This is a genomic window from Nostoc sp. (genome assembly GCF_036917515.1).
Classification (GTDB): domain Bacteria; phylum Cyanobacteriota; class Cyanobacteriia; order Cyanobacteriales; family Nostocaceae; genus Nostoc.
Genome location: NZ_JBALDE010000051.1, coordinates 21,871 through 39,050, shown reverse-complemented (window position 1 = coordinate 39,050; position 17,180 = coordinate 21,871). Strand labels below are relative to the sequence as shown.

Here is a 17,180-nt window from a genome sequence, read left to right as displayed (position 1 = left end):
GTCCCCAATCTTAGTCATCAGGATAAAGGATATAAGTTAATGTCAATAAAAACTGTGTTCGAGTTAACCACAATCAAAACTTAATAGCATAAATTGTAGATAGCATAAAATACTAGTCTTTTTCACACAAGCTATGAGCCAAACTTTATTCCATCTGGCTTTCCCTGTGACTGACATTGCCCAAACAAAAGCATATTATGTAGATGGTTTGGGGTGCATTCCTGGTCGTGAAAACCATCATGCTCTAATTCTCAATCTCTACGGCCATCAATTAGTGGCTCATGTCACTAAAGAAGCTTTGACACCACAACACACTATCTATCCCAGACACTTTGGGCTAATTTTTACCCAAGAACATGACTGGCAAGACTTATTAAAAAGGGCACACCAACAACAGCTACTTTTTCGCGAAGAAACTAAAAATCGCTTTGTCGGTTCTGCTCTTGAGCATCGCACTTTCTTTTTAGAAGATCCTTTTTATAACCTCATGGAATTCAAGTATTATCGTTACCCAGAGGCGATTTTTGGAAATTACGAACATACACAAATTGGGGATAGGACTTAAAAAATTAAAAATTAAAAATTAAAAAATGCCAGTATGGTAAGCATCCTGGCTATTGACTGGATTTTTTATTCAGCAAAGGTAGCTTAATACCCTTTGCTAAAGTTGCTGTAACTACTTTTAAGCTCCTGGAATCTGTCAACATCCAAGGATGTAGAGTAACTGGTACTATTACTTGGCTTCCTACAGGCATTTGTGAACTATTTGCTGGGACAATCATTAAATCATAAGGTGTCCAGATAGACGTAAAATCTAGCTGCCCCAATATTACAGCATCAGAATTTAAATCCTTGAGAAAAATGCTGTCAGGGCGCATTTGTAAGCAACCAGGACGGCGAGAACCATAAGCCACAACAGTTCCACGATGGGGCGAAGAGATGGTAATAAATCGCTGCACGCGGTTAATTCCTCCCAATCGCTGAACATAGTAACGGCTGACAATTCCTCCCATGCTGAAGCCGATTAAATCTAGACGTTGTTCTGGTGCAAAGGTCACTGTAACATAATCGGCTACTTGTTTTGCCAATTCATTAAGACCCACATCACCATTATTAGGAACTAGATTCAGGCTATATACAGACCAACCCTGTTGTATAAGGTATGCCCTCATTTTATGAAAAACTGCTTCTGTGTCGTCAATGCCGTGTATTAACAAAACGGGATTGCGTTGTTGATTTTCAATGTTCATTTATTTACAAAATCTAACTGAATTAAGGAGTGTATTTTACTTTTGTAGATACATACTGCTCTACAAACTGAAGCTATTGCTTTTCGGATTCTTTAAAAGATATTGTTGCAAACAAAACTGAAATGCTTTCAAAGATAATTTGTATAAAGTTTTACAAATTAATCTAGCCATCTGCTATTCGGCTATGACACTCTTCCCACTGGTTGAGAGTAAACTGCCTGTTTAACTTCAATTGGATATTTACCAAACAAAGAAATGTTAATTATTGTAAAGCTTGCTTTCAGAATCTTGCTCTTAGCTACAGTAAAATTTAATAATTAGTTCTCGGTATGTGCAGGTTGCAAATGCTTGCAATAGAACATTTGCCCTGTGGTTTTACTACAATGTTAATTAAGCACAAAGCTATAAGGGTTGTCACCAGAAGGGGGTGACGCTAAGTAGATAATGTAACATTTTGTCGTGATTTTTAACAATTACGGTCGAATTCAAAATATAAAAGCTAAAAGGCAGGAGTAATTGTAATGGATTTTATCAAAAAGTTAATTTCGGGTATTCAGGGTTTCTTTGGCGGTATTCTGGGTTTCATTACCGGATTGTTACCAGGGAAGAAAAGCAACGGCTACTTTTTAGAATTGGACGAAGCCAAAGAAGCCGCCAAAGATGCTGCTCAAGAGGTAGCATCGAACGCGAAGAAAGTAGCAGAGACAGTTACATCGACAGTTGCATCGAATGCGAAGAAAGTAGCAGAGACAATTTCATCAGAAGCACCAACTGCATCTAAGCCAGATTCGTCGAATGGAACAAAAACTGCTGCTACTAAAACTAATGCTAAGGAAAAATCAGCTAAAAATCCCAAACCAGCGGACGTTCAACTAGTCCAGACTGCTGAAGGTGTTAAAATTGAACCGGGCAACAAAGAAAAAGCCGCAGCAGCCAAAGTACTTAAAGAGCAGCCAACTGAAACAACCTTTGCACCAAAATATCTTGCTCCTTCGGCTACTAGCTCTAATGGTCGTCGTCGTCCAGGAGCGAATATGAGTGCTTATCTAGACATGGCACGTCAGATTAAAACACCTAAATAATTCATAGAGACCGTAAATTTACGGTCTCTATAGATTAAACGTGAAGATGCAAGGTTAAGATAACTTTGCCAGTTGTAGATGGGGGAACTCTCCAAAGTATAAAGCGATCGCTTAATTTTCTTCACTACAATCGCATCTTTTAGGGTTGAAGTTTCCTCATCCAAAACTACCTGTTCTACCCGACCTTTGTTGACGGTGAACTCAAAGACAATTTCACCACTGAAGCTGGAAGGAAAGTTTAGTTGTTGAAGGTGTTGGGTTAAGTCAGCAATTTCTGTGTCATCCAAGCCAGTAACGCCGATCACCTCTAACTGATGGTTGATAGCTGCGTCTAATATTTCATCTTGTTCCGTCTCCTCAAAATCAAAGCTCAAAGATATCTCGACTTCTTTGGTTGCTGAAGATTGTGGCGATCGCCTTTGCCGGAGAAAATCTGGAGCTTGTGCTGAAGCTGGCGCTGATAACTTTGAGAATTTCCTTTGAGGCGCAAAACCACCAGCCAAAGCATTGCCAAACACTCCTTGGTAACTAACTGCTTCAGGCATTTCCACTGGCATTTGCATAGACATATATTCGCTTCCTGGTTCAACTTGCACGTCATCGCTGACAGCCACAAAAGCGGTGTATTGAGAAAGTAGTTGATAAGTTAAGGCTATTTCTGTAATTGCTTCTACACCAGCTTTGGTTTCAAAACTTACCATTTGATTCATCAAGTCTTTAATACAAGCGCGTCCCCACAACTGCGCTACAGCAAGATTTCCTGTTTCCTTAAATATCAGGTTAAATGTTTTTTCATAGTGCTTACCGCCCGCAGCAATGCCGGATATTTGAAGATTTCCGCTAGCTCTATCCTGTTTGCGACCAAACAAAACTAATGGTTGTTCGCTGAATAAATCAGGCGCTACCTTTGGGTAAATTTATGGCTGTACGAATGCCACTGAGCATTTCTGTGCTGCCATCAGCTTGTAAATTGTTAATGTAAGCGATCGCTTGGGCACGATTTTCTGATGTATTCGGCAGAGGTGTTGGCGATAACTGCCTGACTCTATCGGAAAAATCGATAATTGTGAAAGTATCGTTGGGATTTAACCCATCGATAAATCGCCGCATCAATTCCTGGCACTTTTGCAACGGATCGCCAGATTGGGAACCAGAAGTATCCACTAAAAATACAACATCTTTGGGGACAATTTCATCAGTGGAATATTCCAAAGCTGGAATTAGATATATGGCAAAATGTCCGCCGCGATCGTCGGCTTGGGTTAATACTGTAGATTGAGTTTTTTTACCAGAAACTTGATAGCGGAGAATTAAATCTTTGTTGGGAATTGTATCTTCTCCAGCTAATTGAATCCGCACAATTTGACCTGAGTATTCAATTTTTAATTGATGAGAAGGAGAACGCACTTCATAAATTGGTAAACCCGCATCAATTTCTACCGTGACATTAATATTGTGAAGTGAGCGCCTTTTTTCTAAGACTACAGGTGGTGTAATGCGCGAAGCATCAGGAACTTGGTCTGTATCACCGCTACCATCTATCGGTGTTCCTGGAATATATCTTGGCCCCACCACCATCGGGAAAACAAATTCGTAGTTTCCCGCCTCAAATTTTAAGCTTTCTGTGTAACGAATTGTGACATCAATTTGTTCGCCAGGTTTGATGTTAGCCAGAGATTGGGTAAAGATGTTATCTCGTTCCTGTTCTAGAAGTCCAACTGTACGTCCTTCTTGTTTTACCTTTTCGTAGATAGCTACAGCTTCTTCACGTTTTTTAATATTACCTATGATTGTGCAATTGCCTATTTTGATTTCCATATCATCCACCGCTGCCTCATCAGGTAACGGAAAGATATAGACTGCTTATAAAGGCTGTGTGAAGGGATTTTTAAAACTTTGGATGACCTCAACTCGTGACAAGTTACCTGCAATTTTTGCTATAACTTCCGTATGCTTGAGCGGAAAAACTAGTTGCTCTCCTTGAGGGAATTGAACGTACAAACCCCCTAGCTGTTGGTTTTTAGTACTGACTATATTCATAGATTTGATATAACACTCCGATTTGATTTGTGAACTTAGTTATTCAGGTAGGTAATACGAATTACGAATTATTTAACAAACACCAGTCCACTATATAAATGAAAAGCTGAATCCCAATTAGTCTGTTCTCTACGAAATAGACCAATGTGAGACTTGATATGACTCAGCATTTCTGTTTGATCTAATGTTGTATCTGCAAAAGACGTGAAATCTGACCAGATTTTGACTTGAGGAAGTTGCTGATCAATCCAATTTGATAAACTATTCCAATTAATTCTGATTGTATTTTGGCTAGCTTGGGGAATAATTTCTAAACCTTGCTGAAATTCATAGCCGTTATCATAAAGTCGGAGAATGCAGCGTCTACCAGGTATGTGTAAATCACAAAACTGAGCATAGTCTTGTGTTTGAGTTTTCCATTCCAGTTTACGGCGGGTATCAACATCTACAACTTGTTCAAAAATTGGCAAAAGTCCTACTACTCTTGCTGTGACTTCTGACCAGTCAAAGGTGAGAAAACCGAGTTGATTTACCTCATTACGACAAACAACAGTAGCTTGTGGGGTAGATGCTTGGAAATGTTTGACTTGATAAACTTGAATTTGCTGAATTTGAACTATTGTTGCCCAAAAGCAAGGAATACCAGCCTGCTGTAGCTGTTTGCCATAAAATTTTAGTTCTCCTACTTGGCCAGTGCGGTACAACTTCCAGCCACGACTTGGCAGTACCAGTCGTGCAGTGTAGGGGTCTAGCTGCATAATTTGGGCAAATTTTCGAGACACTTCTGTTTTCAGTTCGTTACTGAGTGGCTCTAAGACTAGTACGCCAAGTTCGGTGTTATTTGGTTCAGATTTTGCTCGGGAAATAGCTCTTTGTCTTTCTTCTAGCTCAATTTCTTGTAGCCGTCGCAAACCTTGGCGTGCGAGGGTCACTATTTTGACATTCCTTGTATCTCGCAGCAGTTGCCGATAAATTTTTTCTGCATCTTGATGCTTTTGAGTTACTTCATGTAGCCGACCGAGATAATATTGTACCCAAGGATTTTCAGGTGATTCTTTTTGCAGCTGTTTGAGTAATTTAGCTGCTGTTTGATAATCTTTATGCTCAAAGGCGATCGCAACTTGCTCAATCATCACTTACTTTAAATACACGTTGGAGTGATGTCTCGCGCAAAAGTAATTTTGCGTGAGCTATAAATCATTTATACTTCACAAGTCGCGGTAATCAAGGATAATGCTACTACTGGGGCTGTAATTGCTCTCAGGATGCGGCGACCAAGGGAAACAGGTTGAAATCCTGCTGATTTCGCATTTTCAATTTCTTGTGTTGTCCATCCCCCTTCTGGCCCAGTAGCAATGACAAGCTCCTCAGAAATGCTACTCAGCACCTTGCTTAAATGGGGATACTCTCCACGAGCCTCACAAATGTAACGGTGACTTGTCTGATTCGCGGTGACAGCAGTATTAAAAGCAACAGGTTCTAAAATTGTCGGTACAAATGAGCGCTCTGATTGCTCGGCGGCTTCCGCAGCGATGCGCCGCCAGCGTTCGAGCTTTTGAGGACTAGGATGAAGCAAAGTGCGATCGCTCAAGACTGGTGCAATACAAGCTACTCCCAATTCTGTACAACACCGGACTACTTCATCAAATCCATTACCTTTGGGCAACGCCACCATCAGCGTAATCGATACAGGTAATTCTGTTTCTACCAAAAGCGATTCTAAAATCTGTGCTTGTTGCCCTGCTAACTGCGCTAACCACCATTTTCCCTTACCATCCATTGCAATAAAGCGATCGCCTTCATGCAAGCGCAACACACGCCCCAAATAATGTTGTTGTTCTTTTGTGAGTAAAATTTGCTCTTGTTGGAGTTGGGAGGATGCGATCGCAATTCTTTGCAGTTGGGACATTTTTCTGAATAAATTATTGTCCTGCTATAGATATCTGCTGTTTAACCCAGGTACGGAAAGCACGAGTTGCTGATATTTGTCCAACTTTTTTGCTTTCTTGGATAAATCGGGAAATCTCCATCACCAGTACAGGCGCAAAAGTCGGACTGCGATCGCTTTGGGAGTATTGTCCAATATTAAGGGTGTAGATTCTCAACACATTTCCGTTGCTTTGAATGTCTGCCAGCTGATGTTTTGCAGCACATCCCTAGTCTCTGCGAATTTTGCTGTTGTTACCATAGTTCAGTTTTCCTGTGGATGTGTTACCTAACTGTATTAGGATTTACACCAAATAGACACAGATGGATTTATCTGTGTCTATCTGTAGTTTTATTATCTTCAATTTTCCGGCTTACGAAAGATTCTGAAAGTAGGCCTCTAGAGCTTCAGTAACTAACTGAGTCATCGGCTTACCTTGACTTTCTGCTACTTCCTTCAACTTGCTATAAATCTCTTCTTTCAAATTGACTCGATGGCGCGATTTATTTGCACCATCGGCTGTTTGGGGTTCGTATGTGGCAGCAAATTCGCGGATGGCATCAAAACCAACGCGATCGCAAAAATCACCAAACTTTTCCTTCGATTTCCGAGATTTCTTGAAGTAAACAAAAATCGGCTCTAAGAAGGTTTCCAAGTCATTATGGTGCAGCTTTTCTATGTAAGATTGTGCCAGTCGAGTCTGATTTACCGAACCTCCTAACCATAATTGGTAAGATTCTGGAGCGCTACCGACAAAGCCCAATTCTGCCAGGTACGGACGAGCGCAACCGTTGGGGCATCCTGTCATCCTTACCACAAAATGTTCTTTTTGTAAACCTAATTTATCCAAAAGGGCGCGAACTCTTTCCAGAATACCTGGTATTGCGCGTTCTGATTCCGTGATTGCCAAACCGCAAGTGGGCAAAGCCGGACAAGCCATTGCATAGCGTACTAAAGGTTCGATTTTGCTAGGGTCGTCTCCGACACCGTGACGGCTGAGAATGTCTTGAATAGCTTCCTTGTTATCTGGTTCGATATCGTAAAAAATCAGATTGTGGTTGGGTGTCAGGCGGATGGGTAAGTTGAACTGCTCGACAATTTCCCGCAAGGCAGTTTTCAGTTGAAACGAATCTTCATCCTTAATTCGACCATTTTCAATGGAAATTCCTAAAAATAGCTTGCCATCTCCTTGTTCATTCCAGCCGAGGAAGTCGTGATATTTAAACTCTGGCAGTGGTTTGAAAGCTTCAACTGCTTTACCAAAATATTCTTCAACTTGGGTGCGAAATTTATCTACACCCCAATCGTTGATTAGATATTTTAATCTGGCATGACGACGGTCGGTGCGATCACCATAATCTCTCTGGGTAGCAACAATCGCTTTCACTATGTCGTAAACGTCATCCTTGGTCACATAACCGATGGGGTCTGCTAATCTAGCGAAAGTTTCTTCTTTACCGTGTGTTCTACCTAAACCACCACCAGCAAAAATATTAAATCCTTCTAGCTGTTTCTTCTTATTAGTAATTACTACCAACGTCAGGTCTTGAGAATACAAATCCACCGAATTATCCCCTGGCACTGTCACGCAAATTTTAAACTTGCGGGGCATATAGTGAGTGCCATAAATCGGTTCTTCGCTGTCATGGATAATTGTGCCATTGCCATTGCGCCCTCGTGCTGCCTTCACCTCTGGGTTCTCTTCAGCACTAATTGCTTTTTCTCCATCTAACCAAATTTCGTAATAAGCGCCTGTTTGTGCTGATAACAAGTCAGCAATATTCTGGGCATATTCCCAAGCATACTGATACTCTGGGCGATTTTTAAAAGGGGCTGGTGGTGCCATCACGTTGCGGTTGATGTCACCGCAAGCTCCCAAAGTCGAACCCAAGTTGTTGACAATGGTAGCGATCGCTGATTTAAGATTCTTCTTTAAAATACCGTGCAGTTGGAAACCTTGCCGGGTAGTTGCTCGTAACGTGTGGTTGCCATACTCATCAGCTAATTTATCTAAAGCCAGATACAGCTGCGGTGGTACTAAACCACCCGGATTTTTTGTCCGCAGCATAAACTGGTAATCTTTTTCCTGTCCCTTGGTGCGGTTGTCGCGGTTATCCTGCTGGTAAGAACCGTGATACTTCAAAAGCTGCACCGCATTTTCAGTAAAATGGGTAGTGTCTTGAAGGATCTCAGTTGCTACAGGTTCACGCAAAAAATTACTATTTTCCTTGATTCCTTCGAGTTTGGAAGGCTTACGGCTAGCGATGGGGGAAGGAGCATTAACCATTAGACTTGTATAGTGTTCTCAATAAAGCATTAGTACACGCCGAATCAGCACCCTCGGCTACTTTATCCCCGGTAATCCGGCCGGAATAATGAGGAATATTTTAATTTTACCACGGCAAAAGCCGGCTTTGTCAGTGATGTAATACTTAACAAAACCAGCTTTTGGGAATAGTGAGTTTTTAGTGCTGAGTCCTGAGTACTAAGTAAAGTATAAACTGACTGAGGACTCAATAACTTTTTATTTGAAGCGATAGCCAATACCACCATTGATGCTAACAGCAGAAGCATCGCTATTTTGGTAGGCACCAACTCCAACTTTAGCATTAGTGTAGACAAGGAAATTGTTAGCAACTTCCGATTCAACACCAGCACCTACCACTACTGAATCTTTGTTACCTATAGGAGTTGGTGAACCATCTTTTTCTACAAAAGAATAACCACCAGTTAAATAGGCATTAGTTCTATTAGCAATAGGCACATCCACAGAAAGTTCTGGGATGATGGCACTTGTTTTATCGCTCCAAAGGACATTACCACGTGCAGAAAACGGCGTAGTTCCTAATTTCACGCGACCTGTAACATTACCGCCAAAGGTAGCATCATCATTGATACCTTGTCCGCCACTGGTAACGCCAGCTGCAACACCAGCACCAACATAACTAGCATCAGTACCCTTTTTAGTTTCAGCAGAAGCTTGACCAGCTGATAGAATAAAAGGAGCAACTATTAAGGAAGACAATGCAGAAATTGTCACGAAAGACTTGAGTAAGCGTTTCATAATTTTTACCAAATTTTGTATTTTTTACTTGTATATTCCAGGTCGAAAATAAATTGAGAATGTTCCAAATGTTTCCCAAATTTTATTAAATAAATGTTGCTATTGATGCCTAAACCTTAGAGGCAAACTATTTCTGAAAATAATAGTTAAGCTGTTATAATTACTTTCACTGTCTTTTTATCCGGGTTATTTGTTCCAAAAATAGACGCTTTGAAAAGTGGCACAACATTTGGAACTAAAACGAAGTCAGAATATGGTAAATAAAATACCCAATTAATAATTTTGCCGAGCTTTTCAAAGATGATGAAATAGGCTGTAACATCTGTTGCAACAAGCTATAGAAGGAATCTATAAAGTTAATTTTGAGCAATTCTTGTGGAGATTGAATAATGCTAACCGCTGCAAAAACGTTATCTGGTTTGATGGGTTTATGTGTCGGTGATGCGTTGGGTGTGCCAGTGGAGTTTACTAGCCGTGCTGAACGAGTGAAATCTCCAGTGACAACAATGTTGGGTTATGGCACATGGAATCAACCACCAGGAACTTGGTCAGATGATAGTTCCTTAAGCTTTTGCTTGGCAGAATGCCTTTGTCGGGGGTATTCCTTGGATGCTATAGCCAATTCCTTCTGGCGGTGGTACAAGGAAGCTTACTGGACTCCTCGTGGTGATGTCTTTGACATTGGTCAAACTACCCACACAGCAATTATGCGTCTGAAGCAGGGAGTTGTTCCCCATCAGGCGGGCGGTAAGGTTGAAAATAGTAATGGCAATGGTTCTTTAATGAGAATCTTGCCGATGGCTTATTGTCACAGAAGCTTAACTTTAGGCGAATTGCTGGCGCGGGTACATGATGTTTCGGCAATTACTCATGCTCATGCGCGATCGCAAATGGCCTGTGGCATTTATATTAGTATTGCAGTGGCGCTCTTGGAAGGGGCTGACCCCCAAACAGCTTATATACAAGGATTGCAAGATATTCAAACAATTTATTCGGTGCGGGAATTTTTGTTAGAGAAGCCGCATTTTGGCAGAGTTTTGAGTGGTGAGATTGCCAAGATACCAGTAGAAGAGATTAATTCTGGTGGCTATGTAATTGACACCTTGGAGTCATCCTTGTGGTGTTTATTAAATAGCTCGTCTTATTCTGAGGCAGTACTGAAAGCTGTTAACTTAGGCGGAGATACCGATACTACCGCCGCCGTTACTGGTGGATTAGCGGGAATTTACTACGGCGTGGAAAATATTCCTAAACAATGGATGAACCAAATTGCTCGTAGACAAGACATTATTTACTTGGCAGAGCGTTTTGCTAGGTCTGTTTACAGCTAGTCCCGATCTTATCAAAAATCCAAGTGCTTAATATGCTAATGCTAAACCATCAGAACGAGATTCAGAAGCAGCAACTAACACTCCATTATGTCTCAGAATCATTTGACCTTTACCGAACATTATTTCAGAAGCAATTTCTTGATTATGACCTCGCTTTCTTAAGCCTGCAATAATTTCAGAACTTACACCCTTTTCTAGAAGGATCTTATTACCTTCTAAAAATCGCCATCTAGGTGCATCTAAAGCAGCTTGAGGATTCATTTGATAGTCAGATAAATTAACTACCATTTGTAAGTGTCCTTGTGGTTGCATTGGTGCACCCATAACTCCAAAAGGGCCTAAAGGTTGATTGTCTTGAGTGAGAAAACCGGGGATAATAGTATGAAATGGAAGTTTTTGTGGTGCAATTTGATTAGGATGTCCCTCTTGTAGAGTAAATCCTGCTGCCCGACATTGTAAAGAAATTCCAGTTTCAGGTATTAGAATACCGTACCAAATCCTTCATAGTTAGATTGAATAAAGGATACCATTAAATCTGGATCGGCAGTACATAAATAAACAGTTCCTCCTTGAGTTAATCCTGTATTAGCTAGAGTAATTGCTGTATCTTTAATTAAAGATTGACGCTGTATAGCATAATTTTTATCTAGTAGCTGATTAACAGAAACCTTCATCAAATCTGGATCACAAACATGAGAATACACATCAGCGAAAGCAAGTTTCATCGCTTCAATTTGATAGTGGAAACTTTCGCTTGAATCACGAGCATATTTTTCAATTTTCAAGCCTTCTAAAATATTCAGTGCCATCAATGCAGCAATTCCTTGTCCATTGGGAGGGATTTCCCACACTTGTAATTGCTTATATTGAGTTGAGATTGGATCGCACCAAATGGGTTGATGATTAGCTAAATCAGTTTTTGTTAAATATCCTCCTGTATCAGCAGAAAAATTAGCGATCGCCACCGCTAATTTTCCTCGATAAAAGCTTTCTCCTCCGCTATTAGCAATTTCTTTTAATGTTTCTGCAAACCATAAACTCCCCCATATTTATCCTGTTTTAGGAGCACAAGTGTTAGGAAAAAATACTTGCTTGAACGGCTGAAATTCTGGAGAATTTAGAGACAGATAAATATTTTCTTGACGTTGCCAATGTTGTGCAGTTATGGGAGACAAAGAAAACCCTTGTTCTGCATAACGGATTGCTGGAATAAATAATTGTTCAAACGGTAATTTTCCCCACCGATTCCATAATTGATACCAAGCAGAAACTGCTCCAGGAACAGTTACAGATAACCATCCTAATTGAGGAATTTTTTCCATACCTAAGTATGATTTTAAATTCACCTGTTGAGGACTTCTTCCAGAAGCATTGAGACCATGTAATTTCCCATCCCAGACAATTGCAAATGCATCTGAACCAATTCCATTTGATGTAGGTTCAACAACGGTTAAAGCAATCGCAGTCGCAACGGCGGCATCAACTGCATTTCCTCCTGCTAAAAACATTTCTATTCCTGCTAGGGTTGCTAAATGTTGACTAGTAGCAACAGCATATTTTTTGCCTAAAATAACTCGACGGTGGGAATGGTAAGGATAATGATTGAGATTAAACTCCATAAAATGGCTCTGTAGTAATATTTTTTTGCCAAATGATTCTTGGCGGACTACACCACACTCCCTAAGTATTCGTAGAAGCTTAAGACAAAATCAGTTTTATCAAGAGTGCTGAGTTCCAAGTGCGTCGGCTTAAAGTGAAAGACCGCCCACAAGAGGAGGCAGTTCGGTCTTCTCTATTGATGCTAGTACAATGGGCGCGTAAATAAACTACCCCTACCCTTGGGGAACGCCAAGGGCGAACGGGTGACGCTCTCTACGAGACGCTCTTGCTAGCTTGCAACTCTTACAGAGTACGCAGGCTCGCTAAGGCTGCGAAGATAGGCAGTTCCTCATGGGGGGAACCCCCTCTGAGCGACTGCCTCACCATTTCAAATCAATAAAACGTTTATGCTGTATACCTGCTTGAGTTTTGACTTCCGCCTTGCGGCACTAGCCTCTTTAGTACTATTACTGACAAATTGTTAATCACTTTAACTTGTCACTAATGCTTTACCATTTGACCACATTTCTTTGGAAATGATTTACCGAAGACTTTATCATTTCAGCCTTGCCTATGATAAAGGCAAAGTCCTTAACCCTATTAAATACTTTGCTGCAAAACAAAACCAAGACTTAGGTGTAGTCAAAGCCTTGTGAAAACCTTTCTCTAAGCTCGATTTGTCTCCTTTTCCTATACCCTCTTGACAAATGTGCAATCACTCTAATCTCTCATAGGTGGTAGGGCAGGGCTGTTTTACTTCCTAAAAGATGTAAAATTACAACCATCTAGGGGATGAAAAATCATGGATGCAAAGATGAAACAGTCCTGCTTCTAATTACTGAATCGATGCTCTACTTTAACTGCTAACTCCTAAACCGTAGACAACGAATAGACTTGACCATCGATCAGCAGTCGCGTGATGCCCTTAGCTTGTAGATGAGTACGAGCTTTATGGAGCATTTTACTATCTGGAACTTTAATCACGCGATCGCGTTTAGTAGAAAAACGCTTGGCGACGCGATGGTTATCAAACACCGGCAGAGTTCTTTGCTGGGTTTCCAGGCTGGGAATTTGTCCTAAGTCACCAAAGTCCTTCAGAGGTCGCGTAATCAATTCTGAGGAACGGTCAATCACCAAATAGCAAGTTTTGGGCAAATTGGCTACCGACAGTGGTAAAACTTCAACTGATGCTTCACCTGGTCTTCTTCTTGTAACTAAAGGTCTTTGCTCATCTAGGTCATCATCATCAAAGTCTTCTTCCTCAAAGTCATCATCTTCTAAATCATCATCTTCTAAATCATCCAAATCCTCGGATTCGTCGAGCAAATCTTCGCCCAGCATCTGCGCGATGACAGCCGCTCCTGGATGTTCATTCTTTAGCGGTGGGATGGGGATGCTGACTATTTCCGGCGGCTTTGGCTCTGGAGTTTCTAATTTCTCTGTGACTCGGAGTTTGGGTTTCTCCATCGCCGAGGGGCGTCGCCGCACTCGTCTACTAGCAGCAATTGACTCCGCCGTTTCCTCTGAGTAAAGTTCTTGCTCTACATGAATTATCTTACGTGGTAGTGGCTCAACCTTTGGCACTTCCAAGGATTGGCTTTCGCTGGGTGGAACTTCTATCTCCGGCTCTGGTTCTGGTTGACTCAGCAGCGGTAACTGCTCGTAGCTTACCTGTGCCCTTCCTTCAGGAGTTCTCGCAGCCCGCTTTAAAGAGACTAAGTATTCATATTCATCCTCTGGCAAAGTGCTTTTTAGCAGACGACTAATTGTCGAGTTACTCACACCATAGCGGTCTGCCAAAGTTGAGGTTGTTTCGGCAGTCTCTCGATATAACTTAAGAATTTCTTGCTTGTCAGAGTCTGTTAGTTTTCTCACGGTAGATACCAAAAATCTTTACTAAGCTCGTTTACGTCCGCTGGTACGCCGCGTTCGTCTTAGTGATGCGTCATATTCTAAGACAGCGCCCATGCCAAATAACACTCCACTAAACACCCAAAACACTTCTAATATCTCTCCACTTTGATAATTGGGGCCTTGGGCATATTTAAACCACATATCTGCAATGTAGAGCGAAAAGGCCGCCGCTGCAATCATTCGCCAAGACTGGGAAACTCTTCCCCCCCAAAATGCTAGTAGTAGAGTGGTAGCAATAATTAACAAAACCACATCACTAACTACGTAAAACCAATTTAAAATAGCGACTAGCAGTTCTGAGGGTGTTTCCTGTTGCATAGAAATCCACCATGCCAACAAACTACCGAACACTGCAATTGCTAACACAATTAGCCACTGCCATTTTTCCAGATTGATTCGCCTGGAAGCCACAGCTAAAATCATGCCTGCGCCAAGTAATAGATAAGTCAGTACAAAAAATATGTCGCCCACAGATACATCCGGTTCATCTTTTAAAACTATTTCCGTATAGCCGAAAATTATCCCCCCAATGAAATAAGAAAGCATACCTAACCCAATTAAGAGCCAAACATTTCGCCCACTGACGATTTGTGGACTCAGCCAATTCCTCAAGCATAAGATACTGGCACCCAAATAAGCTAAAGCTTCAAAAATATTTGTACCAATCACATACCACTCGGCCCGGCTTTCTATGCCATCTGCTCCGGGAACTTTGGCACTAAACAACAAAAAGTATAGCAGTGCTAGTACGGCCCAGCCAATATTAGCTAAGACAATGTTCTGAGTGGTAAAAATAGATTTAGAAAGGAACGAATTCTCGTAAAAGTTATTCATAGGACTTGACTATGTAGATGCACTCTGGCAGGATTTTGAGTTAAAAGACTGTATATCTTGCGGTATGTCTGTCAGACAAGACACAATCGGACACCAAAAGCAAGTGCCAGTGGCAGGAATTTTGTGAAAAAATTTCCATGCTACTGCCATAGTTTACCCAGTGGCGATTGATTTAGCCAAGTGATAAACAGCGATCGCTCGGCTTCTGGCATATCTTCTAGCTTATAAATCACTTGTTTGGTAAAATTGGCGTTGCCAAAATAAGCTTTTCCTAATCGATGCAGTTCTTGTAACAGGATAACTACATGATTTTCTTGCCAATCAGGTATTTTGGCTGTCAGCAAAGGATTAGTAGATACCAAATATTTAACTGCTTCTAGGGAGGATGTTTGGGGAAATTGCTTCTGCTTGAACACCTCCGCAATATCTTTTTCAAATAAGGCAGCTTGCCTAGCACCTAAAAACTCTTCAATATCAATAGAAACACCTTGCAACAGCAAAATACTAGCTTGGATTAAAATCGCCGTTTTGCCATGACCACCTGTGTCACTATCCAGCTGCTCTAAACGGATTTTACCCCAAACGCTAAAGCGTTCCGGTTCCTCCAGCAAAACACAGGCTTTACCTCGGTTATCCGTTAATTCTCTCCATAAGGCTCTAGCTTCTTCCTCTTGACTAGCTTTGAAGACACTAATCAAGCGAAAGGTCTGCCCTTGATAACTGAGGATCGGCACCTGCTGATCCTTTTTTGGGTGCTGAATGCTTGATATTTCAACATCCTGCCGTTTGAGAATAAACATGGCACTAGCAAATAACTCCTCACAGGGGCACTCTTAATATGGAATATATAATGGCATTTGGCAGCATCGCCAAGGCTGAAATTACCTAGCATACTGTGGAAATAAGCCTAGCGATCGCTAGATTCTTCCCGAAGGTAGCCGCCCACAGTATGGTGGCGTTAACAGGCAAATAACCCACTGACGACTCAATATATCTAAACCAATACTCCATCTGTTTCGTTTTTAATGTAAATTGACTAGCTAGCGACTAGCATCTTAGCCTTGCTAGTGGTAAATCTGCAATTTTCGATTGCTTCTTGGTAGGTGAAGACGATATAATAGTGTAGATGACTCCTTAGCGAGCCATTATTTTGTTTTGGGCGCGTAGCTCAGTGGATAGAGCCACGGATTTCTAATCCGTTGGTCGCAGGTTCGAACCCTGCCGCGCTCGTTTTAACTCAATATGAACCTTCAAGCAATATGAAGTGATATGATGATTTCCTCGATTGAGGGTTCGTTATTGCTGCATCATACTAAGAACAAAGGCGATATTACTGCAACGAAAGCGATCACGATGACGAACTTTCAGAAAGTAAGAAGTACTATTCTTTTACCCCGTTAGGTTGTAAGTTTGTAAACTCGAAACATCGTAAAGATGTAATGAGACTCTATGAACAACTTAGACAGTGGGAAAGACCAAAACTAATGAAAGATTTGAGAAAGCTTAAAAGTGTGACTGACGAATAAGAATACACTCGCATCAAGAAATAAATTCGGAAACAAAGTAAAAATAAGGATGATTAAAAATGATTTATGTTTATAAGATGTGGGACTTCCACAACGGATATTGGACATTTGATAGTCCTGAAAAGCGGGAAAAGATTGACGACTCAGATGACTGGTACTGGATGGATCAACATACTTATAAACAACAAGTTAAATCTATATTAATTTGTGAAGGTGATAATTTTCTTGAGATGATTGTGACTGAAGGTATCTCAGATAACTTGATCGAACCAAGAGACTGGGAGTTTAAGATTAGAGTACAATCATCCGGATTCACAGGTCAAGCTAGGAGGTGGATTGATGGTTTTAGCTTAAGAAGTTTCGTTGAAGACTTGCAAAAATTGGAAAATCAAAGACAGGGCAAAGCAGAAGTTTCATCAATGTCATATGATCAGTTTTGGCTAAAGATTTGTTCAATAGACAGTGTTGGTCATATGGCTTTGTTTGGGCGGCTATCCCGATTTGAATCAAAATTAGGATGTAAACATCTTTTAGAGTTTGGGTTTAGCTTTGATCCAAGTGTACTACCGAGTATTGTTAAAAATTTTGAGGCAATTGTTCAGTGATAGTACAG

At 41.0% G+C, this 17,180-nt stretch carries 17 protein-coding genes, 1 tRNA gene and 2 pseudogenes; 6 read left to right on the top strand and 14 right to left on the bottom strand.

The features are described 5' to 3' along the window. Positions 1-133 precede the first annotated feature (133 nt). Positions 134-565, top strand: coding sequence for a VOC family protein (locus V7K89_RS06275; RefSeq protein ID WP_335185358.1), 432 nt, complete (start codon positions 134-136; stop codon positions 563-565). A gap of 49 nt (positions 566-614) precedes the next feature. Here the strand turns inward: V7K89_RS06275 and V7K89_RS06270 are convergent, their stop codons facing one another. Continuing rightward, positions 615-1,250: an esterase/lipase family protein gene (locus V7K89_RS06270; RefSeq protein ID WP_335185356.1), complete on the bottom strand. Its 636-nt coding sequence runs from the start codon at positions 1,248-1,250 to the stop codon at positions 615-617. A 521-nt stretch (positions 1,251-1,771) separates the two neighbouring features. On the opposite strand from V7K89_RS06270, the gene V7K89_RS06265 reads away from it, so the two are divergent. Then, positions 1,772-2,332 (top strand): hypothetical protein, encoded by a 561-nt coding sequence (locus V7K89_RS06265; RefSeq protein ID WP_335185354.1) that lies wholly within the window; start codon positions 1,772-1,774, stop codon positions 2,330-2,332. Here the strand turns inward: V7K89_RS06265 and V7K89_RS06260 are convergent. The 8 genes from V7K89_RS06260 to V7K89_RS06225 all read right to left on the bottom strand — a co-directional run bounded on the left by V7K89_RS06260 (position 2,311) and on the right by V7K89_RS06225 (position 9,363). Beyond that, a complete protein-coding gene (locus V7K89_RS06260) occupies positions 2,311-3,201 on the bottom strand; it encodes an after-VIT domain-containing protein (RefSeq protein ID WP_335185352.1) in 891 nt (296 codons plus the stop codon). The genes V7K89_RS06265 and V7K89_RS06260 overlap by 22 nt on opposite strands. Before the next feature lie 25 nt (positions 3,202-3,226). Then, complete coding sequence (locus V7K89_RS06255) at positions 3,227-4,150, bottom strand: VIT and VWA domain-containing protein (RefSeq protein ID WP_335185350.1); 924 nt, start codon at positions 4,148-4,150, stop codon at positions 3,227-3,229. Positions 4,151-4,195: 45 nt separating this feature from the next. Next, positions 4,196-4,372 carry a hypothetical protein gene (locus tag V7K89_RS06250; protein WP_335185347.1) on the bottom strand — a complete coding sequence of 59 codons (177 nt, stop codon included), beginning with the start codon at positions 4,370-4,372 and terminating at the stop codon, positions 4,196-4,198. Positions 4,373-4,440: 68 nt separating this feature from the next. Next, positions 4,441-5,505, bottom strand: coding sequence for a tetratricopeptide repeat protein (locus V7K89_RS06245; RefSeq protein WP_335185345.1), 1,065 nt, complete (start codon positions 5,503-5,505; stop codon positions 4,441-4,443). 68 nt (positions 5,506-5,573) lie between these two features. Next, positions 5,574-6,281: a 16S rRNA (uracil(1498)-N(3))-methyltransferase gene (locus V7K89_RS06240; protein ID WP_335185343.1), complete on the bottom strand. Its 708-nt coding sequence runs from the start codon at positions 6,279-6,281 to the stop codon at positions 5,574-5,576. A gap of 13 nt (positions 6,282-6,294) precedes the next feature. Continuing rightward, on the bottom strand, positions 6,295-6,480 hold the full coding sequence (locus tag V7K89_RS06235) for a hypothetical protein (RefSeq protein WP_335185341.1): 186 nt from the start codon (positions 6,478-6,480) through the stop codon (positions 6,295-6,297). Between the two features lie 192 nt (positions 6,481-6,672). Further along, positions 6,673-8,586: a sulfite reductase, ferredoxin dependent gene (gene sir / locus V7K89_RS06230; RefSeq protein WP_335185339.1), complete on the bottom strand. Its 1,914-nt coding sequence runs from the start codon at positions 8,584-8,586 to the stop codon at positions 6,673-6,675. Positions 8,587-8,823: 237 nt separating this feature from the next. Beyond that, entirely contained in the window at positions 8,824-9,363 is a 540-nt protein-coding gene (locus V7K89_RS06225; protein ID WP_335185337.1) for a hypothetical protein, read from the bottom strand. Positions 9,364-9,752: 389 nt separating this feature from the next. Between V7K89_RS06225 and V7K89_RS06220 the strand changes: the two genes are divergently transcribed. Next, positions 9,753-10,694, top strand: coding sequence for an ADP-ribosylglycohydrolase family protein (locus tag V7K89_RS06220; protein ID WP_335185335.1), 942 nt, complete (start codon positions 9,753-9,755; stop codon positions 10,692-10,694). 27 nt (positions 10,695-10,721) lie between these two features. On the opposite strand, the pseudogene V7K89_RS06215 reads toward V7K89_RS06220, so the two are convergent. After that, a pseudogene (locus tag V7K89_RS06215) lies at positions 10,722-12,202 on the bottom strand (gamma-glutamyltransferase family protein). A 597-nt stretch (positions 12,203-12,799) separates the two neighbouring features. Here V7K89_RS06215 and V7K89_RS06210 point away from each other — a divergent pair. Further along, positions 12,800-12,946, top strand: a pseudogene (locus V7K89_RS06210) (IS4 family transposase); the annotation flags it as partial. A 217-nt stretch (positions 12,947-13,163) separates the two neighbouring features. On the opposite strand, the gene V7K89_RS06205 reads toward V7K89_RS06210, so the two are convergent. From V7K89_RS06205 to V7K89_RS06190, 4 genes are all read right to left on the bottom strand, one after another. Further along, positions 13,164-14,168: a transposase gene (locus V7K89_RS06205; RefSeq protein ID WP_335185333.1), complete on the bottom strand. Its 1,005-nt coding sequence runs from the start codon at positions 14,166-14,168 to the stop codon at positions 13,164-13,166. Between the two features lie 21 nt (positions 14,169-14,189). Then, positions 14,190-15,041, bottom strand: a complete 852-nt coding sequence (locus V7K89_RS06200; RefSeq protein ID WP_335185331.1) for a hypothetical protein — start codon at positions 15,039-15,041, stop codon at positions 14,190-14,192. Between the two features lie 140 nt (positions 15,042-15,181). After that, on the bottom strand, positions 15,182-15,841 hold the full coding sequence (locus tag V7K89_RS06195; protein ID WP_335185329.1) for an Npun_F0813 family protein: 660 nt from the start codon (positions 15,839-15,841) through the stop codon (positions 15,182-15,184). A gap of 85 nt (positions 15,842-15,926) precedes the next feature. Continuing rightward, positions 15,927-16,052, bottom strand: coding sequence for a hypothetical protein (locus V7K89_RS06190; RefSeq protein ID WP_335185327.1), 126 nt, complete (start codon positions 16,050-16,052; stop codon positions 15,927-15,929). Positions 16,053-16,198: 146 nt separating this feature from the next. Here V7K89_RS06190 and V7K89_RS06185 point away from each other — a divergent pair. After that, a tRNA-Arg gene (locus V7K89_RS06185) sits at positions 16,199-16,271 on the top strand. 355 nt (positions 16,272-16,626) lie between these two features. Continuing rightward, entirely contained in the window at positions 16,627-17,172 is a 546-nt protein-coding gene (locus V7K89_RS06180) for a WapI family immunity protein (RefSeq protein WP_335185325.1), read from the top strand. Positions 17,173-17,180: the final 8 nt, after the last annotated feature.